This is a genomic window from Spirillospora sp. NBC_01491, assembly GCF_036227065.1.
Lineage (GTDB): Bacteria > Actinomycetota > Actinomycetes > Streptosporangiales > Streptosporangiaceae > Spirillospora > Spirillospora xylanilytica.
Genome location: NZ_CP109432.1, coordinates 1,889,296 through 1,910,626, shown reverse-complemented (window position 1 = coordinate 1,910,626; position 21,331 = coordinate 1,889,296). Strand labels below are relative to the sequence as shown.

The window sequence follows — 21,331 nt, the reverse complement described above, 5'->3', positions numbered from 1 at the left end:
GGGGTGGGGCGAGATCGCGGTCTCCCTGAGGGGAGCCGGAGACGCCTTTGAGGGGGCAAAGATGAACGGCTACGGGCTGTCGGACCTCTGGCGGCAGGACCTGGTGTGGCAGAAGAGCCGGCGGAGCAATCCGAGCGGCAACTGCGTCGAGATGGCCGAACTCCCCAGCGGAGAGATCGCCGTACGCAACTCGCGGTACCCGGACGGGCCGGTGCTCGTCTACACCCGTGAGGAGGTCGAGGCCTTCGTCGGTGGCGCCAAGGACGGTGACTTCGACCACATGCTCGTCTGAACCGCCAGTAAACCGAACGGGATTTCATTTGCTCGTCCGGCCCGGTAGCGTGCGGTTCCATGCACCTGGGGCACATCGCCGCACAGACGCCCGGCAAGGCCGCCGTGATCATGGCGGGGTCGGGCCGGGTCATCACCTACCGGGAACTGGACGAGGAGTCCAACCGGCTCGCGCAGCTGCTCCGCGACGAGGGGCTGCGCCCCGGGGACCACATCGCGTTCATGCTGGAGAACCATCCGCTGTACCTGGCCGTGGCGTGGGCGGCGCAACGGTCGGGGCTCTACTACACCCCCGTCAGCTCCCGGCTCCAGGCCGATGAGCTGGCCTACATCGTGGGCGACTGCGAGGCGAAGGCCTTCATCACCAGCGCGTCGATGGAGGCCGCCGCCGAGGCCCCGCCGGACGTGCCGCTGCGCCTCATGCTCGGCGGCACCGTCCCGGGCTACGAGCCGTACGAGGAGCGCGTGGCCGCCCACCCGGCCGAGCCGATCGCGGACGAGGCCGAAGGCCAGGACATGCTCTACTCGTCCGGCACCACCGGCCGTCCCAAGGGGGTCAAACCGCCGCTGTCGCTGGCCCCGATGGGCACCGAGGGCCCGCTGTTCAAGCTCCTGTCGCTGCTGTTCCGGCCCGACGGCGACTCGGTCTACCTCTCGCCCGCGCCGCTCTACCACGCCGCGCCGCTGCGCTACTGCCTCAACTTCCACCGCTTCGGCGCGACCGTCGTGGTGATGGAGCGGTTCGAGCCGGAGGAGGCCCTCGCGGCGATCGAGCGGTACGGCGTCACGCACGGCCAGTTCGTGCCGACCATGTTCATCCGCATGCTCAAGCTGCCGGACGAGGTCCGGGCCCGCTACGACGTGTCCGGCCTGCGCTGCGCCGTGCACGCCGCCGCACCCTGCCCCGTCCCGGTCAAGGAGCGGATGATCGAGTGGTGGGGACCGGTGCTGCACGAGTACTACGCGGGCACCGAGGGCAACTGCTTCGTCTACACCGGGTCCGCCGACTGGCTGGCGCACAGGGGCACCGTCGGACGGCCCCTGCTCGGCGAGGTCCACGTCTGCGACGAGGACGGCGCCGAGGTGCCGCCGGGCACCCCCGGGACGCTCTACTTCGGCGGCGGCCCCTCCTTCGAGTACCACGGCGACCGGGCCGGGACGGAGGCGTCCCGCGACCCCTGGGGCCACGGCTGGACCACCCTCGGCGACGTCGGCCACGTGGACGCCGACGGGTTCCTCTACCTCACCGACCGCCGCTCGTACGTGATCATCAGTGCCGGGGTGAACATCTACCCGCAGGAGGCCGAGAACGTGCTGGCCGTGCACCCGGAGGTCGCCGACGTGGCGGTGTTCGGCGTGCCGGACGCCGAGATGGGCGAGGCGGTCAAGGCCGTCGTCCAGCCCCTGTCGGCGGACGGCGCGGGCCCCGGGCTGGAGGCCGAGCTCATCGCCTACTGCCGCGAGCGGCTCGCCCACTACAAGTGCCCGCGCACCGTGGACTTCCGCGCCGAGCTGCCCCGGCATCCCACCGGCAAGCTCTACAAGCGGCTGCTCAAGGACGAGTACTGGAAGGACCACCGCGCCGCGTCCGCCTGATGCGGCCCGGCGCGCCTGACGGGCCCGTGGACGACGAAGGCCCCGGTCCGGGACTCGAGGGTCCGGGCCGGGGCCTGCGGCGTGCGAGTGGCCCTCCAGCGCGCCGTGACGCGCCGGAGGGCCGTGCCTTCTAGTGCATCTGGATGGGCGCCTCGACCGGGGCGTCCGGCTTCTTGCGCGGCAGCAGCAGCGCCGGGATGAACGCCAGGAGCAGCGCGCCCGCCGCGAACCAGTAGGTGTGCTGGAAGGCGTCGGCCATCGGGCCGGCGATCTTGTCCATCACTTCCTTCGGGACCTTCGCGGTGGAACCGATCTCGCCGCCCCCGCCGCCACCGAGCTTGGAGGTCAGCTGGTTGGCCAGCAGCACCGAGATCATCGCGGTGCCGAGCGACGCCGACACCTGCTGGATGATGTTGAGCATCGTGCTGGCCCGCGGCACCTCGTCGTGGACCAGCGTCTGGATGGCCGCGGCCATCGTGGGCATCATCGTCATGCCCATGCCGAGACCCATGACGAACAGCACGCCGCCGAGCGCCCAGTACGAGGAGTCGGCCTCGAGCACGCTGGCGAAGCCCGCCATCGACAGCACGACGACGACCATGCCCACCAGGACGACCCGGCCGGGGCCGAGCCGGTCGGTGAGCTTGCCGCCGATCGGCATGGTGACCATCGCGCCGAGGCCCTGCGGGGCCAGCAGCAGCCCGGAGGTGAGCGCGCTCTCCCCGCGGACCGTCTGGTAGTAGAGCGGCATGAGCAGCATGGCGCCCATGAACGCGGCCATGAAGAGCACCATCGTGCCCGAGGCCGCGGCCACCGAGCGCCGCTTCAGCAGGCGCAGGTCGATCAGCGGGTTCTTGGCGTTCATCGCGCGGAACACGAAGCCGATCACCAGGATCGCGCCGGCGACCGTCGGGATGAGGGCCTCGCCCTTGGTGAAGTTGCGCAGCTCGGCGCCCTTGGCCAGGCCGTAGATCAGCGCGGCCAGGCCGGGGGACAGCAGGATCAGGCCGATCACGTCGAGCCGCTCGTTCCGCTTGGGCGCGTCCCGCTTGAGGATGCGGCCCGCGAGGAACAGGGCGACGATGCCGATCGGCAGGTTGATGAAGAAGATCCAGCGCCAGGACACGTCGTCGACCAGGTAGCCGCCGAGGATCGGGCCGAGGATCGGGCCGAGCAGCATCGGGATGCCGACGACGCTCATCACCTGGCCGACCCGCTGCGGGCCGGCCGCCTGGGTCAGGATCGTCATGCCGGCCGGCATGATCATGCCGCCGCCGAGGCCCTGGAGCACCCGGAAGGCGATCAGCGACTCGGCCGACCAGGCCAGCCCGGCCAGCATCGAGCCGGCCACGAACAGGGTGATCGAGATCATGTAGAGGCGCTTGGTGCCGAACCGGGCCGAGGCCCACCCGGTGATCGGGATCACCGTGGCCAGCGCCAGGGTGTAGCCGGTCGCGACCCACTGGATCGTCGACAGCGGAGTCTTGAACTCCTTGGCGAGGTCGTTGATGGCGACATTGACGACGGTCACGTCCAGGATGGACATGATCGCACCGAGCACGACGACCATGGCCACCGCGAGCACGCCGCGATCAAGACCTCCACCGGCCGACGGCGCCGCAGGCGGGTCGTCCTTCGTCCGCGGAGACGCGGGAGCGGTCACTTACTGTTCCAATCGTCAGGGGCCGGCGCCCAGGGGCGCGCAGGGGCCGTCGAACACGGGTCTTAGGGGGTACCGAAGCAAAATAGTGCAGAGACTGACACTTTTGCGAACGCTTAAACCGGGACAGGAGCGGGAGTATTCCACCGAGGTAGGACAGTCTTCGCGAGTCTGTGCTGCTCCACGCGATATATCGTCTTACCTCGACAGAACTTCAGGTCAAGCGAGTGTGACGCACCCGACAGCGACCTCTGCCCCTGCCGTCCGGCGCCGACCGGTCCCCACCGGAACGCATCGCCGCGTGCTAGGAGATCTTGAGTCGCCGCCCCAGCGTCTCCGCTCCCCGTACCTCTTGCCCCGCTTTGATGTGAACTGTCAGCTTACGGTTGCCCGCGAGCGGCGTCAGATCGGTCCCGGGTGCGATCCCGGCGATGTGGAGGTCTCGCAGATCGGGCAGGGCCGCGAGCGGCTCAAGGTCGGACACCCTCTCGCAGCCGTTCAACCAGAGCCACTTCAGGCGATGCATCCTTGCGAGCGCTGTGAGGTCGCTCACCTTGGTCCAGCCCAAGCCGAGATAGAACAGGGAGGTCTGCGAGTCAAGGGCGCTCAGATCATCGATGGCACAGTTGTCCAGATTCAGCAGGTCGAGCCTGGACGGGGCCAGTGCGGCGAGATCGGTCACCCACGGGCAGCCGTTGAGGTAGAGGTACCTCACCTTCGGCGCCACGTTCATCAGCTCGGCGAGTCCGCAGTTGAGGCGAGACTCGTTCAAGTTGAGCAACTCCAGCGCGCCGAGTGGGGGAAGCATCTCCAGGTCGATCAGGTGGTGGCACTCGAGAAGCGACAGCGCACGCAGAGCGGACTGTCGGGCCAGCGCTGCGTAGTCGGTGACCTCTCCCAGGTCGGCCAGCCAGATCCTGTCCAGCCGCGGCAGCCTGTCCAGGAAGCCGAGGTCGTCGAGCCACGGTGCGCTCATGGTCAGCCGCCGTAGCTGTGGCAGCGCCGGCAGGAGGGTGAGGTCGGCCTTCTCGGACCGGGTGGTGAAGTAGATCCTCAGCTCCTCGAGCGCCTGTGCGTGCGCCTCCAGCGGCCCGAGGTCCACGGGGTCCACGAGCCGGATGTGGAGCCCTGTCCGGGGCGGCAGGGCGCGTAGCGTCGCCATCTGCCTGGGGGAACGGTTCACTCGGAGTTCCCAGGTCGTCGGGGCCTTGGCCAGGACCCGTTCGGCGTACTCCTGGGGATCGAAGTAGTCCCAGGCCTCGTTCAGCTCGATCTGGACGACTTCGCGCGGGTCGGGGGCGTAGCGCGTCAGGACGTCCAGCGCCTCGGGGCCGTTGATCAGCCAGGCGGCGCGGACGCAGGCGACGGCGACGGCGTCGGAGAGGCCGCCGAGGGTCGCGGGGAGCCGGGACAGCACCGCCTCCCCGGCCGTCGCCAGGGAGCGGGACGAGGCGGTGTCGCGGGGCGGGGTGAGGTCGTCCAGGCAGGTGTCGAGGGCCTGGCGGAGGTCCGCGGGGACGGACGGGAGGGTCTCCAGGCAGGCGACGGCCAGCAGCTTCAGGCGGCGGGCGCGCTTCGGCTCCGCCGCGACGCGGCCGAGGACGCCGGTGATCAGCTCCCGGCGCAGCGGCTCGTTGGCGTGGCCGGCGGCCATGATCACGGTCTCCCGCCACTGGTCGCGGTGGGCGTTCTGGACGAGCAGGTCCATGTCGCCCAGGTCGGCCGCCTGCTTGGCGGTCAGGTACTCCTGGACGGTCCGGTGCACGAAGTCGATGCGGTCCGGCACCGGTTCGCGGATCACGCCGCTGCGCTGGAGCAGCAGCTCGAGGACGGTCGGCGCGCTCGCGCGGACCTGCGGCATGGTGGCGAGCCGGTCGGCGACGAGCCGTTCGACCATGGGCTTGGGCAGCTCCACCCGCGCGCTCGTCGACAGGTGCCAGGCCAGGTCCTGAAGGATGCGGACCTTCTGGTCGCGTTCGAGGGAGACGCCGGCGGCGCTCGGGATGCCGCGCTTGGCGTCGCGGGTCTCCAGCAGGAGGTCGAGCGCGGCGGTGTAGAGGCCCATCCGGTCGCGCGGCAGGGTCTCCCGGTCGAGGTTGAGCGCGCACAGCATCGCGGCCAGCAGCGGGCTGGACGCGAGCGTGCGCAGGTGCGGTGCCGCCTCCAGCCGCGCCAGCAGCTTGGCCTCATAGGACGGGAGCCGTTCGGGCGTGCACGGGAGGTCGTCGCAGTGGCGCACGGCGCTGTGCCAGTGCTGGACGAGCGCGCGCAGGTCGGCGGGTCCGAGCTGTTCGAGGAAGACGGTGGCGAAGCCCTCCGCGCGCAGCCAGTCCGATCCGGCCGCCGCGGGCCGCGAGGTGACGATGACGCGGACGCCGCGGAACTCGGCGACCAGCTCCTTGATCCACTGCCGGACGGCCTGCCGGCGCGTCCCGGTGACCTCGTCCACCCCGTCGACCAGCAGCAGCGCGCGTCCGGACGCCAGGCGCCGGTGCGCCCAGCCGCGCGGCATGATCCCGGCGAGGTTGCCGGCCATGTCGTCGAGGTACTCCTCCGGGCGGGGCAGCGGCCCGTCCGGGTGGCTGCGCAGCTTGATCATGAAGGGCACGCAGTCGTTCCAGCCGGCCAGGTCGCCGGTGAACCTCCCGCGCGCCGCGGTCACCGCCAGCCAGCGCAGCAGCGTGCTCTTGCCGCCGCCCGCCTCGCCGCGCAGGAGCGTCAGCCGGTGGTCGCTCAGCGCGGACTCCACCCGCACCGCGCCGCTCTCGCGGGCCTCGGCGCGCCAGGCGTCGACGGGGACGGCCTGGGCGCCGGTCCTGGGACGGCGCGCCCCGCCCTCCTCGGAGACGTTCAGGCTGATGTAGGCGACGCTCAGCGCGGTCTGGGGGCGGGTGAGCCGTTCGAAGCGGACGCCGAAGAGTTCGAGGGTGTCGAGGTTCTCGCTGATGGAGGCGAGGTAGCGGCGGGTGAAGTCGGTGTCGTCGGCCTCCCCTTCGGGGGCCATCAGCGAACGGGCGGGCAGGCGGGCGAGGACGGCGCCGACCTGGTCGGCGAGGCCGGTGAGGCGGCCGAGCGCCTCCACCGAGGCGCGCGGGGCGAACTGCGGCAGGTGGATCATGATGCGGGCCAGGCAGTCGCACGCCTCGTCGAGCACCGTCTCGTACAGCCGCGCGCCCGCCTCGCCGAGCTCGAACCCGGCGGTGCGCGCGGGCAGCCGCGAGCGCAGGCCCCGGGACAGCTTCACCGGGTCGGCGTCCGCCGCGAAGAACGCCTCGTCCGACAGGTCGGCACCGTCGAGGGTGCGGACCGCCTCGTGCAGGGCGGCCTCGCGGTCGCCGCCCGCCAGCCCGCCGTACTCGTGCCGCGCGAACGTCAGCAGCCGCTCGGCGACCGAGTCGGCGATGTCCTCGAACTGGCGGTGCGCCCGGCGCCGCTTGATCTCGTCGGGGATGCCGATCCGGACCAGCTCGGCCAGGTCCCTTCCGGCGGCGTCCCGGGCCGACCGGCCCGCGAGCCAGCGGCCCGCCGCGAGCTGGACGACCGATCTCCCGACGCCGAACGCGGCCATCTCGACGGACACCGGCGCCCCTCTCCTACGGTTGCGGGCCCCAGTATCGCGAGAAAAGCCCGGCTCGTCCCAGCGGTCGCCGATGATGCGGGTGACCACATCCGGGCTCCATCCGACGCGCCCGCGCCCCGCTTCGCGGTGGGTTCCGGCCGGTGAGCGGGGCATAGAGCAGGTGTGACGCCCTGGACCTCGGACGAGCCCGCGCGCTCCCCGTTCGCGTTGCCGCGCGGGGTGCGCGGCCGGCTCGCCGGGCTCTTCATGCTGTGCACCAACCGGCAGCGCGACCTGCTCGGGCTGCTCGGCGTCCGGGCGGGGGAGCGGATCCTGGAGGTCGGCTACGGGCCCGGCGGTCTGATCCGGCACCTCCGGCGGACGCCCGCGCGGCTGATCTGCGGCGTCGACCCGTCACCGGAGATGCGCGACCTGGCGGCCGGGCCGCATCGGGCGCAGATCGCCGCGGGACGGATCGACCTGCGGATCGGCACCGCCGACCGCACCGGGTTCGCGGACGCCGCGTTCGACGCCGTGGTCTCGGTGAACAACGTCGGGCTGTGGCCCGACCTGGAGGCGGGGATGCGCGAGCTGCACCGGGTGACCCGTCCCGGCGGCCGGGTGCTGATCGCCTGGCACGGCGGACGGCGGCCGTCCCCGCTGACGCGCAGGCTCAGTCTGCCCGAGCACCAGCTCGCCCGCGTCGAACGCGCGCTCCGCGACCGCTTCTCCGGCGTCCGCCGGGACGAGCTGCCGGGCCTCACCGTCTTCGGCGCCGTCCGCTGAGCCCGGTCCGCCGCGGCCCGTCCGGCCTGTTCGGCCCGTCCTTCCCGGTCAGGTGGGGGGAAGGCCGAGGGCGCGGGCGATGAGCATCCGCTGGACCTCCGAGGTGCCCTCGCCGACCTCCAGGATCTTGGCGTCGCGGTAGAAGCGGCCCACCGGGTACTCGTTCATGAAGCCGTAGCCGCCGAAGATCTGCGTCGCCTCGCGGGCGTTGTCCATCGCGGCGTTGGAGGCGACCAGCTTGGCGATGGCGGCCTCCTTCTTGAACGGCTCGCCGGCCAGCAGCCGCGCCGCGGCGGCGTAGTAGGCCAGCCGCGCGGTGTGGGCGCGCACCTCCATGTCGGCGATCTTGAACTGGACGGCCTGGTAGCGGCCGATCTCCTTGCCGAACGCGGCCCGCTCGCCGACGTAGCGCAGGCACTCGTCCACGCAGCCCTGCGCGAGGCCGACCGACAGGGCGGCGATGGCGATCCGGCCCTCGTCCAGGATGCGCAGGAACTGGGCGTAGCCCCGGCCGCGCTCCCCGACGAGATTCTCGGCGGGGACCCGGACGTCGTCGAAGGCCAGCTCGTGGGTGTCGGACGCCGACCAGCCGACCTTGGAGTACTTGGCGCCGACGGTGAAGCCCGGCGTGCCGTTCGGGACCAGGATCGTGGAGATCTCGCCGTCGCCGGTGAACGCGGTGACGGTGACGAACGAGGTGATGTCGGTGCCGGAGTTGGTGATGAACGACTTGGAGCCGTTGATCACCCAGTGGTCGCCGTCCAGGACCGCGGTGGTGCGCATCCCGCCGGGGACGTCGGAGCCGCCGCCGGGCTCGGTCAGCCCGAACGCGCCGAGCCGCGCGCCGGAGGTCAGCCGGGGCAGCCACTCGCTCTTCTGCGCCTCGGTGCCGAACCGGTGGATCGGCATGGCCCCGAGCGAGACCCCCGCCTCCAGCGTGATCGCGACCGAGGAGTCGACCCGGGCGAGCTCCTCCAGCGCCAGGCACAGCGCGAAGTAGTCGCCGCCCATGCCGCCGTGCTCCTCGGGGAACGGCAGCCCGAACAGCCCCATCCTGCCCATCGCGGCGACGATCTCGTACGGGAACTCGCCCCGCTCGTAGAGGCCCCCGATCACCGGCGCGACGGTCTCGCGGGCGAACCGCTCGACCGTGCTCCGCAGCTCCTCCTGCTCGCCGGTGAGACTGAAATCGATCATGTCCTCTACTCCCTGTTCATGGTCGCGCCTTCGGCGCTCCGGTTCGCAGGCGCTTCACGCGCGGCCTTCCCTCGTCGCTCTGGTCGCTTCGCTCCCGGCGCTCCTCAGTCCAGGCCACGCGCGCCTGCTCACGTCCATATGGTCGCGCGCCTGTTCTTGGCGCCTTCGGTCCCGCCTGCTCACTCGGCCAGGGCCTGGACTACGCGGGACGGGCTGGGGCGGCCGAGCCGGGCGGCCATCCACCGGCTGGTCTCGGCGAGCCGGCGGAGGTCGACGCCGGTCTCGACGCCTAGGCCGTCCAGCATCCAGACCAGGTCCTCGGTGGGCAGGTTGCCGGTGGCGCTCTCGGCGTACGGGCAGCCGCCGAGACCGCCCGCGGAGGCGTCCACGACGGTGACGCCGGCGCGGAGCGCGGCCAGGGTGTTGGCCAGGGCCTGGCCGTAGGTGTCGTGGAAGTGGACCGCGAGCCGGTCGGCGCCGACGCCCGCCGCGGCCAGGGCCTCGATCAGCGCGGTGACCTGGCCGGGGGTGCCGACGCCGATGGTGTCGCCGAGGCTGAGCTCGGAGCAGCCGAGGTCCATCATCCGGGTCGCGACGGAGACGACCTGCTCGATCGGGACGTCGCCCTCCCATGGGTCGCCGCAGACCATCGAGACGTAGCCGCGCACCCACAGGCCCTCGGCGCGGGCCCGGTCGACGACGGGCGCGAACATCGCCAGGGACTCCTCGACGGTCCGGTTGAGGTTGCGGCGGGCGAACGTCTCGGTCGCGCTGCCGAAGATCGCGATCTCGGTGATCCCGTTGGCCAGGGCCCGGTCGAGGCCGTGCTCGTTCGGGACCAGCACCGGATAGCGGACGGCGGGGTCGCGGGTCACCGCGCCGAGGAGCTCCTCGGCGTCGGCGAGCTGCGGCACCCACCTCGGGTGGACGAAGCTGGTGGTCTCGATGGTGCGCAGCCCGGCGCCGGCGAGCCGGGCGACGAACTCGGCCTTGTCGGCGACCGGGACGATCGCCTTCTCGTTCTGCAACCCGTCCCGGGGGCCGACCTCGTAGATCGTCACCCGCTCCGGGAGCCCGTCCAGCGGTACCCGCATCAGCCCTCCTCGATGACGGCCAGCACCGCGTCCAGGGCGACCTGCGCCCCCGCGCGGGCGGGCAGCCGGGTCACGGTGCCGGCGATCGGCGCGGTGACGGTGTGCTCCATCTTCATGGCCTCGACCACGACGACCGGTTGGCCCTCGACGACCGCGTCGCCCTCGGCCACCTTGACCGCGAGGACGGTGCCGGGCATCGGGCTGCGCAGCACCCCGTCGCCGGTCACCGCCGCCGCTCCGGCCTCGTCGGTCCGGACGTGCTCGGTCAGCGCCCAGGCGTGCCCGCCGCGGCCGAGCCACAGCGTGCCGCCGTCGCGGGCGGCGGCGAACGTGACCGTCCGGCCGCCGTAGGCGAGGGTGCCGCCGTCGAGGGACGCCGGGACGGGCCCGCCGTCGCCGATCCTGACCTGGGCGCCGCCGGCGCGGCCCTGGACGCGGACCTCGACCGGGTCGCCGCCCGCCGGGGTGATGATCCACGGGGTCCAGGCGGGCGCGCCGGGGCGCCAGCCGTCCGGGACGGCCCACGGGTCGGGGTCGGCGGTCTCCAGCGAGCGCATCCGGTCGAGCGCGGCGGCGGCGAGCACCTCGGGCGGGACGTCGCCCGCGCCGGAGACCAGGCCGTCCAGGGACCGCTCGACCAGCCCGGTGTCGAGATCGCCCGCGGCGACGGCGGGGTGGCGGAGCAGCGCGCGCAGGAACGCGACGTTGGTCGGGACGCCGAGAAGGGTGTACGCGGCGAGCGCGCGGTCCAGGCGGCGCAGCGCCTCGGCTCGGTCGGCGCCCCAGACGACCACCTTGGCGAGCATCGGGTCGTACGAGCCGCCGACCTCGGTGCCGGGTTCGAGACCGGAGTCGACGCGGACGCCCGGCCCCGCGGGCTCGGTGAGCGCCAGCACCCGGCCGCCGGTCGGCAGGAAGCCGCGGGCGGGGTCCTCGGCGTACACCCGGGCCTCGGCGGCGTGGCCGGTCAGCCTCACCTCGTCCTGCGTGAACGGGAGGGCCGCGCCGGCGGCGATCCGGAGCTGGAGCTCCACCAGGTCGAGCCCGGTGATCAGCTCGGTGACGGGGTGCTCGACCTGGAGCCGGGTGTTCATCTCCATGAAGAAGTACTCGCCGGGGCGGTCGGCGGAGACGATGTACTCGACCGTGCCCGCGCCGGTGTAGCCGACGGCCCGCGCGGCGGCGACGGCGCTGGCGCCCATCCGCGCGCGGGCCTCCTCGTCCAGCAGCGGCGACGGCGCCTCCTCGATGATCTTCTGGTGGCGGCGCTGGAGGCTGCACTCGCGCTCGCCCAGGTGCACGGCGCCGCCGCGGCCGTCGGCGAAGACCTGGATCTCGATGTGCCGGGGGTTCTCGACGAACCGTTCGGCGAGCAGGGTGTCGTCGCCGAACGAGGCGGCGGCCTCGCGGCGCGCGGACGCGATCGCGCCGGGCAACTCGGCGGCGTCGCGGACCAGGCGCATGCCCTTGCCGCCGCCGCCCGCCGACGGCTTGAGCAGGACGGGCAGGCCGACCTCCAGCGCCGCCGCCTCCAGCTCCGCGTCCGACAGGCCCGCCTCGTGGGGGGTCGTCCCTCCTTGGAGGGAGCTGCCCGGGACCACCGGGACCCCGGCGGCGGCCACCGTCCGCTTGGCGCGGATCTTGTCGCCCATCGCCTCGATCGCCTCGGCGGGCGGGCCGACGAAGACCAGCCCGGCGGCGGCGCAGGCGCGGGCGAACGCCGCGTTCTCGGCCAGGAACCCGTAACCGGGGTGGACGGCCTCGGCGCCGGTCGCGCGGGCCGCCTCGACGACCGCCGCGATGTCGAGGTAGGACGGGATCCGCACCGCCTCGTCGGCCTCGCGCGCGTGGCGGGCCCCGGCGTCGGCGTCGCTGTGCACCGCGATCGACCGGACGCCGAGCCGGCGCAGCGTGCGGAATACCCGGACCGCGATCTCGCCGCGGTTGGCGACCAGGACGCTCTCGAACATCGTCACCCTCACATCCGGAAGACGCCGTAGCCGACCGGCTCCAGCGGTGCGTTCGCCGCGACCGACAGCCCGAGGCCGAGCACCCGGCGGGTGTCGGCGGGGTCGATGACGCCGTCGTCCCACAGCCGGGCCGTCGAGTAGTAGGGGTTGCCCTGCTCCTCGTACTGCTCCCGGATCGGCGCCTTGAACGCCTCCTCGTCCTCGGTGGACCAGGCGTCGCCGAGCTGGTCGCGGCGGACGGTCGCCAGCACGCTCGCGGCCTGCTCGCCGCCCATCACCGAGACGCGCGCGTTCGGCCACATCCACAGGAAGCGCGGCGAGTACGCCCGGCCGCACATCGCGTAGTTGCCCGCGCCGAACGACCCGCCGATCACCACGGTGAACTTGGGCACGCGGGCGCAGGCCACGGCGGTGACCATCTTGGCGCCGTGCTTGGCGATGCCGCCCGCCTCGTACTCGCGGCCGACCATGAACCCGGTGATGTTCTGGAGGAACACCAGCGGGATCGAGCGCCGGTCGCACAGCTCGATGAAGTGCGCGCCCTTCTGCGCCGACTCGCCGAACAGGATGCCGTTGTTGGCGACGATCCCGACCGGATGACCGTGGATCCGGGCGAAGCCGGTCACCAGCGTCGCCCCGTACTCCTTCTTGAACTCCTGGAACCGGCTGCCGTCGACGACGCGCGCGATGACCTCCCGCACGTCGTAGGGGGTGCGGGCGTCGGCCGGGACGACGCCGTACAGCTCGCCGGGGTCGGCGGCGGGCTCCTCGGGCGGCGCGGTCTCCCAGGGGCGCGGCTCGCGCGGGCCGAGGGTGCCGACGATGTCGCGGACGATCCGGAGCGCGTGCGCGTCGTTCTCGGCGAGGTGGTCGGTGACGCCGGAGACGCGGGAGTGCAGCTCGCCGCCGCCGAGCTCCTCGGCGGTGACGACCTCGCCGGTCGCGGCCTTCACCAGCGGCGGGCCGCCGAGGAAGATGGTGCCCTGGCCGCGCACGATGACCGCCTCGTCGCTCATCGCCGGGACGTACGCGCCGCCCGCCGTGCACGAGCCGAGCACCGCCGCGATCTGCGGGACGCCGCGCGCCGACATGGTCGCCTGGTTGTAGAAGATGCGGCCGAAGTGCCCGCGGTCGGGGAACACCTCGTCCTGCCGGGGCAGGAACGCCCCGCCGGAGTCGACGAGGTAAACGCACGGCAGCCGGTTGTGCAGGGCCACCTCCTGCGCGCGCAGGTGCTTCTTCACCGTGACCGGGTAGTAGGTGCCGCCCTTGACCGTGGCGTCGTTGGCGACGACGACGCACTCGCGGCCCGCGATCCGGCCGATGCCGGTGATGATCCCCGCGCCGGGCGCCTCGTCGCCGTACAGTCCGGCCGCGGCGAGCGGCGACAGCTCCAGGAACGGCGACCCGGGGTCGAGGAGGGTGTCGACGCGGTCGCGGGGGAGCAGCTTCCCGCGCGCGACGTGCCGTTCGCGGGACCGCTCCGGCCCGCCGCGTCCCGTCCGGTCGACGCGGTCGCGCAGCTCGGCCGCCAGGGCCTGGTTGTGCGCGGCGTTCCGCTTGAACGCCACGTCGCCGGGATCGGCGCGCGTGCCCAGCTCAGGTCCGCTCATCACCCGTCCTCGTCGACAGTTAATGTTCATTAACAACGCCGATGTTAATAGCCGTTAACAACGACAGTCTAGACTTTCGCCATGGCGTATCGAACGGACGGGCCGTCCCCCCGGCCCGGCGGCGCCGCCGGGGCGGTGCCGTCCCCCCGGCGGGCCGAGATCCTGGCCGCCGCGGCCGAGCTGTTCGCGCGGCGCGGCTTCCACGGCGTGTCCATCGGCGACCTCGGCCGGGCCGTCGGGCTCACCGGACCGGCCCTCTACCGGCACTTCAGCGGCAAGGAGGCGATGCTCGCCGAGATGCTGCTCGACATCAGCGAGCGGCTGCGCGCCGAGGGTGTCCGCCGCGCCGCCGACCCCGACCCCAGCCGGGCGCTGGACGCCCTGCTGCGCTGGCACGTCTCGTTCGCGCTCGGCAACCCGGCGCTGATCACCGTGCACGAGCGGGAGCTCGACAACGTGCCCGAGCCGCAGCGGCACCGGATCCGCCGGATCCAGCGCGGCTACGTCGAGGAGTGGGTCGCGGTGCTGCTCCGGGCCCGTCCCGGACGGTCCGAGGAACGCGCCCGCGCCACCGTGCACGCCTGCTTCGGGCTGCTCAACTCCACCCCGCACAGCGCCGCGGGGCTCGACCGCGAGGCCATGGCGGGCCTGCTGCGGATGATGGCCCGCGCCGCGCTCGCCGCCGAGGGCGGGGGCGAGGGCGAGGAGATGGCGGACTGACCCGTCCACAAGATTAAACTGAATCCAGTTTTAGGTTTTGTGGGGTTGGGCACGGCGGGGCAGGTCAGCAGGTGGCGGCCCGGCCGCCGAGCGACGCTTCGACCGCCGCGGCGAACCGGCCCGCGTCGACGGCCTCGCCCGAGAAGATCTTGCGGGCGCAGCCGCGGAAGGTCGTGCTGAAGGTGTCGTAGTGCTCGGTCACCGGACGCGGCCTGGCCCCGGCGAGGGCGGAGACGATGGCGTCGGCCAGGGTGGTGAGCCGCTCGGGCGTCATGGCGTCCGGTTCGCCGGCCGGGTTGTCGGGGTCGTTCCGCGTCCTCGGGTCGTCCTTGAGGAGCTGCGAGCAGGTCCGGATCCCCGTCGCGGCGGCGCCCCGCGGCGGTTCCGGGGGCAGCCCGAACACCGACGCGCGGGCCGGGACGAAGCCGCCGCAGGAGTAGAGCCGCTTCTGGGCCTCGTCGCCGGTGAGGTACTCGATCAGCGCGAGCGCGTCGGCGGCGTGCCGGGAGTGCCGCGAGATCGCCAGGGTCTGCCCGCCGAGGACGGTGTCGCCCGGCGGCGCGGCCACGGTGAACCGCAGCCGCCCGCCGTCGCGCAGGCCCGGCTCGTTGGCGAGGTTGCGGTAGGCGTACGGCCAGAGCCGCATCGCCAGGTCGTCCCCGCCCCGGGCGAACGCCTCGATGGTCTCCTGCTCCTGGTAGCCGAGCTGGAACGAGGTGAGCAGCGGGCTGCCGGACCGCGTCATCCGCTTGGCGACCTCCTCGAGCGCGGGCTGCACGCGGTCGCGCAGCTCGGCCCGCCCGGTGCCGGCCGTCCCGGTGAGGAGCCCGGCGCCGCCGTGGTTCCAGACGGCCTCCAGCGCGTTGACGGTCAGGCCCTCGTAGTCGCCGAGCTGCGCGGTGTACCGGTCGTCCGGCCAGGCGTCCGGGGTGGCCGGGCGCTTCGCCTTGTCGCGGAAGTAGAGGAGCCCGACGTCCAGGTTGAACGGCAGCGCGTACTGCCGGTGGTCGTAGGACCCCATCGCCAGGCCCTTGGGGAAGAACCCCTTGGTGTCGGGCGGGCGCGACCCGATGTCGTCGAGTGGCCGCAGGAAGCCGCCGGCCGCGAAGCCGGCCGTCCACGGGCCGTCCAGGATGAGCACGTCGTAGGCGCAGCTCCCGGACTCCTCGACGGCCTTGAGCTGGCTGTGCTGCTGGTCCGACAGCGGGGACACCTCGGTGAGCCGGGCCTTCGGCCGCGCGCCCCGGTCGCCGCCGTTCCAGTCCTCGATCAGCGAGCGGCGCTGGCTGTTGAGGCTGACGTCGGTGCCGCCCGCGACGGTGAGCTCGCCCGCGGAGCAGTCGTCGGGCGGCGCGCGGTGGAACGGCTGGAACACCACGACCGCGGCGACCGCGACCGCGATCACCGCCCCCGCGACCGCGCAGGCGGCCGCCGTGACCGGGTGCCGCCGGGTCGTGCCGCGCAGATCGAGGCCGCTGTGCATCCTCATCCCTTCCGCCGTCCGCAGTCCGCCGTGGTCGTGGTCGTGGTCAGCGCAGTCTCGACAGGAGCCGCGCGGCCTGTTCCTCGTTCACCTCGTCGCCCATCCGCTCGCAGCCCCCCTTGTACTCGCCGGTCCCCGCGAGCTTCCGGGTGATCTCCTTGACGGGGGAGTCGCCGCAGCCCGTCGGGCCCGTCAGCAGCAGCGTCACCCGCACGCCCGGATGGTCCTCGCGGAAGCGGCCGAGCCGGTCGAGGCTCGCGGCGAGCCCCGGGTTGGTCTTGGAGACCTGCCCGTCGGTGACGACGAGGAGATCGGTCCGGCCGGGCGGGAGGGAGGCGGCCAGGATCGCGTCGGCCAGCGGCGCGTCCTTGTACGCCGGCGTCCGGGTGAGCAGCCCGTCGGTCACCTGCTGGGGATGGCCGGGCGCCGACATCAGGTCGCTGCGGACGGGCTGGTCCACCCGGATCGGCCCGGGGGAGGCGGGGAGCGCGAACGTCTGGAGGCCGACGACGTCGTCGTTGTAGAGCTGGCTCACCAGGCTCCGCAGGAACGACACCGCCACCGTGAGCCGGTTGCCGAGCGCGCGGGTGGACGCCGACGGCGGCGCGCCCATCGACCCCGAGGTGTCGAGCATCAGCGCCACCTGCACCTTCTTGCGCGCGTCCCGGATCGCGTCGAGCGCCTGCTGGGCGTCGGGGGCGGCCGTCCCGGGGACGGTGCCGGGCACGACGTTGTTGCCGAGCCGGTTGAGGGCGTTCAGGTACGGGTGGGCGGCGTCCAGCCCGTCGGACGTGCGGAACCTGTGGCCGCGGTCGCGGAACCCCTGCGAGGTCAGCGGGTGCCCCTTCAGCCAGGTCCGGAACGCGTCGACTGCCTCGTCGCGTCGCCTGGTGCCCTGCCCCGGCCACCGCACATGGACGAACGGATGGTCGAGGCTCGGCAGGTCGCGCGCGTAGTAGGGGTACAGCTTCCACTGCGCGTACGGGATGTCGTCGGCCTTGACCGCGCCGCACCCGTCGCCCAGCGCCCGCCCCGCGTTGTAGTCGTTCAGCACGTTCTCGGGGACGGCGACGGCGACGCCGCGCGGAGGCGCGGCCACGGGCGACGCCGCCTTGCCGGGGGCGTCGCGCATCTGCGCCTCGGCCTGCGCGCGGACCTTGCACAGCAGCGCCACGGGGTCGGGGGCGAGCCATCCGGCGGGGCTGATGAACCGCTCGGCCTCCTCGCCCGCGGGGGCGAGCCCGGCCGCGTGGACCGCCCGCTGAAGGACCGGGGTCACGGCCAGTGCCGCGGACGAACTCTCTGGAATCGGGCGCGCGATGCCGTGCAGGCCGACCTCTTTGAACGATTCGAGTAGTTCGTCCGTGCTGCCGCGCAGCGGTTCCCGCGTCCCTCCGTAAACGGCCCCGTTGTCGTCGCCGAACAGCGCGAGCACCAAGGGCGAGTTCCCGACCGTGACGGGATGCCGTTCGAACTCGGGAGTGTGCCCCGACGAACTGGACGACAGCGCCTTTTCCGCGTACCGGTATTCGGCGGTCGACGACGGAATCCAGATGTCGGGCTGCGGGCCGACGAGCTGGGACCCGACCGTGGTGCGGTCGCGGGCCCAGGAGTCGGCGAATCCATTCCGGACCGAGGTCGCACCGGGTTCCGCCGCGACGGTCACCGCGTACCTGGAGCAGCCGTCGTGCCGCTCGTCCGCGGCGAAGTCGGCCGCGGCCTGCCGGAGCGGGGTCAGCGCGTCCGGGGTGGTGAGGATCCGCAGGTCGAGGGGCCGTCCGCACGGGCGGCCCTGCTCGCCGACGAGGCGGACGCCGTACCCCGCGAGCAGGACGATCGCCAGGACGGCCGCGCCGCCCGCCCCCCAGATCGTCGCCCGCGCCGCCCAGGTGAGGCCGAGCAGAAGTCTGCGCAGCAGCCTCAGGGCCAGCGGCCGGTTGAAATGGAAAAGGGCGAACAGGCCGCCGCCCACGGTCACCGACAAAGCGACGAGGACGGTGAGGGTAATGCCGATGGTGCGCCAGAAAGTGCCGTGGAAAGGGGTCAGGACCGACCCGGCCAGCAGGGAGGCGGCGACCTCGATCACCAGGGCGTGCAGCGTCGGGATCAGCCAGGGGAGATAGCGGTGCTCGGGATTCTCCCGATCGCCGTCATGTGCACCGTTCATGCAGGCCCCATCGCCGTCCCTGTCGACGTCGGCCCCCGAACGCCTCCATCCTATGATCCCGTTCACCGCTGGCTGTGCGTCAGATGACCGAGTCCGGCCGACTTTCCGGTGAACCCCGGACGTGCCGCGGGCCGCGGGCGGCGCGGCACGCCCGCGAGGTCATCCCCATGCGTCGACGTTGGCGCGCAGCCACTCCTCGACCTCGCCGACGTGCACGGCGGCGGCGGCGCGGGCCGCCTCGGGGTCGCGGGCGAGCAGCGCCCGGTAGATGCGCTCGTGCTCCAGCCGCATCCGCGGGATCGCGCCCGCGTCGCGGTGCCCGCGCCAGACGCGGGCGCGGAACGTGCGGGTGGACAGCCCCGCGACGACGGCCTCCAGTGCCGGATTGCCCGCCGCGGCGACGATCGTCTGGTGGAACGCCAGATCGGCGGCGACGAAGTCCTCGACCCGCTCGCAGTGGTTCATCCGCTCCAGATGCGCGCCGACGGTCTCCAGCGTCGCCGCGTCGATCCGGGCGGCGGCGATCGCGGTCGCGGCCGGCTCCAGGATGCGGCGGATCTGGAGCAGGTCCACCAGCGAGGAGCCGCGCGAGATCTCGGCGACGACGCCGAAGGTCTCCAGCAGGTCCCTCGGCTCCAGCCGGGTGACGTAGATGCCCGCGCCGTGCCGCGCCTCCAGCACGCCCATCACGGTCAGCGCGCGGATCGCCTCCCGCATCGAGCTGCGCGACAGCCCGAGCTCGGCGGCCAGGTCGCGCTCGGTGGGGAGCCGCTGGCCGGGCGCCAGCAGCCCGGTCGCGATCTTGGTCTTGATCTGCTCGATGGCGCGCTGCGTGACGGTGGTCCGTCCCCCCTTCCCGTCGCCGCCGCCGTCCGTGCCGCCGCCCGCGCCCCCGTTCCCGTCCCCGTTCACCGCGTCCGGCCCGTTCTCCCCGGTCACCTGGCGTGCCCCCTCGCTGCGTTGCCTCGTCCTGTCTTGGGCCGATAGGTCGTACCAATCTCGGCAAGTAACAACTGTATTACGAGGTATTGCCAGTCTGTGGCCCCTGGATGTTCTTATGTGGTCGGACCACTTCCGAGGATCCAGGGAGCGCACCCGGGTGAAGCTGAGGATCCTCGCGCTGGAGGCGCACGACGTCCGGTTCCCGACCTCGCGGGACCTGGCCGGGTCGGACGCCATGAACCCCGACCCCGACTACTCCGCCGCGTACGCGGTGCTGCGGACCGAGGGCGCCGGCGGGCACGGCTTCTGCTTCACCATCGGCCGCGGCAACGAGGTGTGCGTCGCCGCGATCCGCGCCTACGCCCCGCTCGTCGAGGGCCGCGACCTGGACCTGGACGACCTCGGCGAGTTCGCCCGGCGCCTGGTGCACGACTCGCAGCTGCGCTGGCTCGGCCCGGAGAAGGGCGCGGTGCACATGGCCGCCGCGGCGATCGTCAACGCCGCGTTCGACCTGGCCGGGAAGGTGGCCGGCAAGCCGGTCTGGAAGCTGCTCGCCGACCTGTCCCCGGCGCAGATCGTCGACCTGGCCGACTGGCGCTACCTCACCGACGCGCTCACCCCGTCCGACGCGCTCGCGCTGCTGGAGGAGGCCCGGCCGGGACGGGCCGCCCGGGAGGCGCGGCTGGTCGAGCGCGGCTACCCGGCCTACACCACCGCGCCCGGCTGGCTCGGCTACACCGACGACAAGCTCGCCCGGCTCGCCCGCGAGGCCGTCGCGGACGGCTTCACCCAGATCAAGCTGAAGGTCGGCGCCGACCTCGCCGCCGACCTGCGCCGGATGCGGCTCGCCCGCGAGGCCGTCGGCCCCGGCGTGCGCATCGCCGTGGACGCCAACCAGCGCTGGGACGTGGCGGAGGCGATCGAGTGGGTCGCCGCGCTCGGCCCCTACGACCCGTACTGGATCGAGGAGCCGACCAGCCCGGACGACGTCCTCGGCCACGCCGCGATCCGCCGCGCGGTCGCCCCGGTGAAGGTCGCGACCGGCGAGCACGCCGCCAACCGGGTGATCGTCAAGCAGCTGCTCCAGGCGGGCGCGGTCGACGTGCTCCAGCTCGACGCCTGCCGCGTCGCGGGCGTGACCGAGAACGTCGCGATCCTGCTGCTGGCCGCGCGGTTCGGAGTGCCGGTGTGCCCGCACGCGGGCGGCGTCGGGCTGTGCGAGGTCGTCCAGCACCTGGCCATGTTCGACTACGTCGCCGTCAGCGGCACCACCGAGGACCGGGTGCTGGAGTACGTCGACCACCTGCACGAGCACTTCGCCGACCCGGTGCGGGTCAGCGGCGGCCACTACGCCGCGCCGTCCCTGCCCGGGATGTCGGCCGAGATGCGGCCCCGGTCCCTCGCGGACCACACCTACCCCGGCGGATCCGCCTGGAGGAGCGCGTGAACGACGACGGCGAGTTCGGCGGGGTGCGGGCCCTGGTCACCGGCGGCGCCTCCGGGATCGGCCTGGCGACCGCGCGGCTGCTCGCGAGCCGCGGCGCGGCGGTCGCGTGCCTGGACCCCGCCCCCCTCCCCGAGGCGGACGCGGGACGGCTGCACGCGGTCGCCGGGGACGTCACCGACGACGCCTCCGTCCGCGCGGCCGTCGCCGGTGCCGCCGCGCGGCTCGGCGGGCTCGACGTGCTCGTCAACAACGCGGGCATCGGCGCGCAGGGCACCGTCGAGGACAACGACGACGCGGAGTGGCTGCGCGTCATGGACGTGAACGTCCTCGGCATGGTGCGGACCGCCCGCGCCGCCCTGCCGCACCTGCGGCGCTCGCCGTGCGCCGCGATCGTCAACACCTGCTCGATCGCGGCCACCGCCGGGCTGCCGCAGCGGGCGCTGTACTCGGCGTCCAAGGGCGCGGTGCTGTCGCTGACCCTCGCCATGGCCGCCGACCACGTCCGCGAGGGGATCCGCGTCACCTGCGTCAACCCCGGCACGGCCGACACGCCCTGGATCGGCCGGCTGCTCGCCGCGGCCGGCGACCCCGAGGCCGAGCGGGCGGCGCTGGAGGCCCGGCAGCCGTCCGGACGGCTCGTCGCCGCGGGCGAGGTCGCCGCCGCGATCGCCTACCTGGCCAGCCCCCGGTCCGGCGCCACCACCGGCACGTCCCTCGCGGTCGACGGCGGCATGCAGGGGCTGCGGCTGCGCCCGCCCCGAGCCGATCCGTCCTGAGCGGCCCGTGCCGGGCCCGACCCCAGAAGG

15 protein-coding genes are annotated in these 21,331 nt (G+C 73.3%); 6 read left to right on the top strand and 9 right to left on the bottom strand.

The genetic code is table 11. The features are described from left to right. Nucleotides 1-61 precede the first annotated feature (61 nt). Both OHA34_RS09310 and OHA34_RS09305 read left to right on the top strand, forming a co-directional pair. Nucleotides 62-292, top strand: coding sequence for a DUF397 domain-containing protein (locus tag OHA34_RS09310; protein WP_285940684.1), 231 nt, complete (start codon nucleotides 62-64; stop codon nucleotides 290-292). A 59-nt stretch (nucleotides 293-351) separates the two neighbouring features. Further along, a complete protein-coding gene (locus OHA34_RS09305) occupies nucleotides 352-1,887 on the top strand; it encodes an acyl-CoA synthetase (RefSeq protein ID WP_329521351.1) in 1,536 nt (511 codons plus the stop codon). A 130-nt stretch (nucleotides 1,888-2,017) separates the two neighbouring features. Here the strand turns inward: OHA34_RS09305 and OHA34_RS09300 are convergent, their stop codons facing one another. Together OHA34_RS09300 and OHA34_RS09295 are read right to left on the bottom strand one after the other, a co-directional pair. Then, nucleotides 2,018-3,472: a DHA2 family efflux MFS transporter permease subunit gene (locus tag OHA34_RS09300; protein WP_329521350.1), complete on the bottom strand. Its 1,455-nt coding sequence runs from the start codon at nucleotides 3,470-3,472 to the stop codon at nucleotides 2,018-2,020. A gap of 379 nt (nucleotides 3,473-3,851) precedes the next feature. Continuing rightward, on the bottom strand, nucleotides 3,852-7,127 hold the full coding sequence (locus OHA34_RS09295; protein WP_329521349.1) for an NACHT domain-containing protein: 3,276 nt from the start codon (nucleotides 7,125-7,127) through the stop codon (nucleotides 3,852-3,854). A 162-nt stretch (nucleotides 7,128-7,289) separates the two neighbouring features. On the opposite strand from OHA34_RS09295, the gene OHA34_RS09290 reads away from it, so the two are divergent. Next, on the top strand, nucleotides 7,290-7,892 hold the full coding sequence (locus tag OHA34_RS09290; RefSeq protein WP_285940680.1) for a class I SAM-dependent methyltransferase: 603 nt from the start codon (nucleotides 7,290-7,292) through the stop codon (nucleotides 7,890-7,892). A gap of 48 nt (nucleotides 7,893-7,940) precedes the next feature. On the opposite strand, the gene OHA34_RS09285 is transcribed toward OHA34_RS09290, so the two are convergent. From OHA34_RS09285 to OHA34_RS09270, 4 genes are all read right to left on the bottom strand, one after another. Then, nucleotides 7,941-9,089: an acyl-CoA dehydrogenase family protein gene (locus tag OHA34_RS09285; protein ID WP_329521348.1), complete on the bottom strand. Its 1,149-nt coding sequence runs from the start codon at nucleotides 9,087-9,089 to the stop codon at nucleotides 7,941-7,943. A 179-nt stretch (nucleotides 9,090-9,268) separates the two neighbouring features. Next, nucleotides 9,269-10,183, bottom strand: a complete 915-nt coding sequence (locus tag OHA34_RS09280) for a hydroxymethylglutaryl-CoA lyase (protein ID WP_329521347.1) — start codon at nucleotides 10,181-10,183, stop codon at nucleotides 9,269-9,271. Continuing rightward, complete coding sequence (locus OHA34_RS09275) at nucleotides 10,183-12,153, bottom strand: acetyl/propionyl/methylcrotonyl-CoA carboxylase subunit alpha (protein WP_329522387.1); 1,971 nt, start codon at nucleotides 12,151-12,153, stop codon at nucleotides 10,183-10,185. Before OHA34_RS09275 ends, OHA34_RS09280 begins: the two co-directional genes overlap by 1 nt. A gap of 8 nt (nucleotides 12,154-12,161) precedes the next feature. Beyond that, nucleotides 12,162-13,766, bottom strand: coding sequence for a carboxyl transferase domain-containing protein (locus OHA34_RS09270; protein WP_329521346.1), 1,605 nt, complete (start codon nucleotides 13,764-13,766; stop codon nucleotides 12,162-12,164). Between the two features lie 81 nt (nucleotides 13,767-13,847). Between OHA34_RS09270 and OHA34_RS09265 the strand changes: the two genes are divergently transcribed. After that, entirely contained in the window at nucleotides 13,848-14,486 is a 639-nt protein-coding gene (locus tag OHA34_RS09265; RefSeq protein ID WP_329521345.1) for an SACE_7040 family transcriptional regulator, read from the top strand. 64 nt (nucleotides 14,487-14,550) lie between these two features. Here OHA34_RS09265 and OHA34_RS09260 read toward each other — a convergent pair whose 3' ends face one another. From OHA34_RS09260 to OHA34_RS09250, 3 genes are all read right to left on the bottom strand, one after another. Further along, complete coding sequence (locus OHA34_RS09260) at nucleotides 14,551-15,975, bottom strand: extracellular solute-binding protein (RefSeq protein WP_329521344.1); 1,425 nt, start codon at nucleotides 15,973-15,975, stop codon at nucleotides 14,551-14,553. 40 nt (nucleotides 15,976-16,015) lie between these two features. Then, the gene (locus tag OHA34_RS09255) at nucleotides 16,016-18,136 is read right to left on the bottom strand and encodes a hypothetical protein (protein WP_285940674.1); all 2,121 of its coding nucleotides are present in this window, start codon (nucleotides 18,134-18,136) and stop codon (nucleotides 16,016-16,018) included. 159 nt (nucleotides 18,137-18,295) lie between these two features. Then, complete coding sequence (locus OHA34_RS09250) at nucleotides 18,296-18,958, bottom strand: FadR/GntR family transcriptional regulator (RefSeq protein ID WP_285941383.1); 663 nt, start codon at nucleotides 18,956-18,958, stop codon at nucleotides 18,296-18,298. 277 nt (nucleotides 18,959-19,235) lie between these two features. Here OHA34_RS09250 and OHA34_RS09245 point away from each other — a divergent pair, with 277 nt between their 5' ends. Both OHA34_RS09245 and OHA34_RS09240 read left to right on the top strand, forming a co-directional pair. Next, nucleotides 19,236-20,525 carry an enolase C-terminal domain-like protein gene (locus tag OHA34_RS09245; protein WP_329521343.1) on the top strand — a complete coding sequence of 430 codons (1,290 nt, stop codon included), beginning with the start codon at nucleotides 19,236-19,238 and terminating at the stop codon, nucleotides 20,523-20,525. Further along, nucleotides 20,522-21,301: an SDR family NAD(P)-dependent oxidoreductase gene (locus OHA34_RS09240; protein ID WP_285940672.1), complete on the top strand. Its 780-nt coding sequence runs from the start codon at nucleotides 20,522-20,524 to the stop codon at nucleotides 21,299-21,301. Before OHA34_RS09245 ends, OHA34_RS09240 begins: the two co-directional genes overlap by 4 nt. Nucleotides 21,302-21,331 lie beyond the last annotated feature (30 nt).

Excerpts from the sequence above, each read along its gene's own strand:
- OHA34_RS09285 (WP_329521348.1), bottom strand. The coding sequence starts at position 9,089 with ATGATCGATTTCAGTCTCACCGGCGAGCAGGAGGAGCTGCGGAGCACG.
- OHA34_RS09265 (WP_329521345.1), top strand. The coding sequence starts at position 13,848 with ATGGCGTATCGAACGGACGGGCCGTCCCCCCGGCCCGGCGGCGCCGCC.
- OHA34_RS09260 (WP_329521344.1), bottom strand. The coding sequence starts at position 15,975 with ATGAGGATGCACAGCGGCCTCGATCTGCGCGGCACGACCCGGCGGCAC.
- OHA34_RS09275 (WP_329522387.1), bottom strand. The coding sequence starts at position 12,153 with ATGTTCGAGAGCGTCCTGGTCGCCAACCGCGGCGAGATCGCGGTCCGG.
- OHA34_RS09255 (WP_285940674.1), bottom strand. The coding sequence starts at position 18,136 with ATGAACGGTGCACATGACGGCGATCGGGAGAATCCCGAGCACCGCTAT.
- OHA34_RS09305 (WP_329521351.1), top strand. The coding sequence starts at position 352 with ATGCACCTGGGGCACATCGCCGCACAGACGCCCGGCAAGGCCGCCGTG.
- OHA34_RS09280 (WP_329521347.1), bottom strand. The coding sequence starts at position 10,183 with ATGCGGGTACCGCTGGACGGGCTCCCGGAGCGGGTGACGATCTACGAG.
- OHA34_RS09310 (WP_285940684.1), top strand. The coding sequence starts at position 62 with ATGAACGGCTACGGGCTGTCGGACCTCTGGCGGCAGGACCTGGTGTGG.
- OHA34_RS09270 (WP_329521346.1), bottom strand. The coding sequence starts at position 13,766 with ATGAGCGGACCTGAGCTGGGCACGCGCGCCGATCCCGGCGACGTGGCG.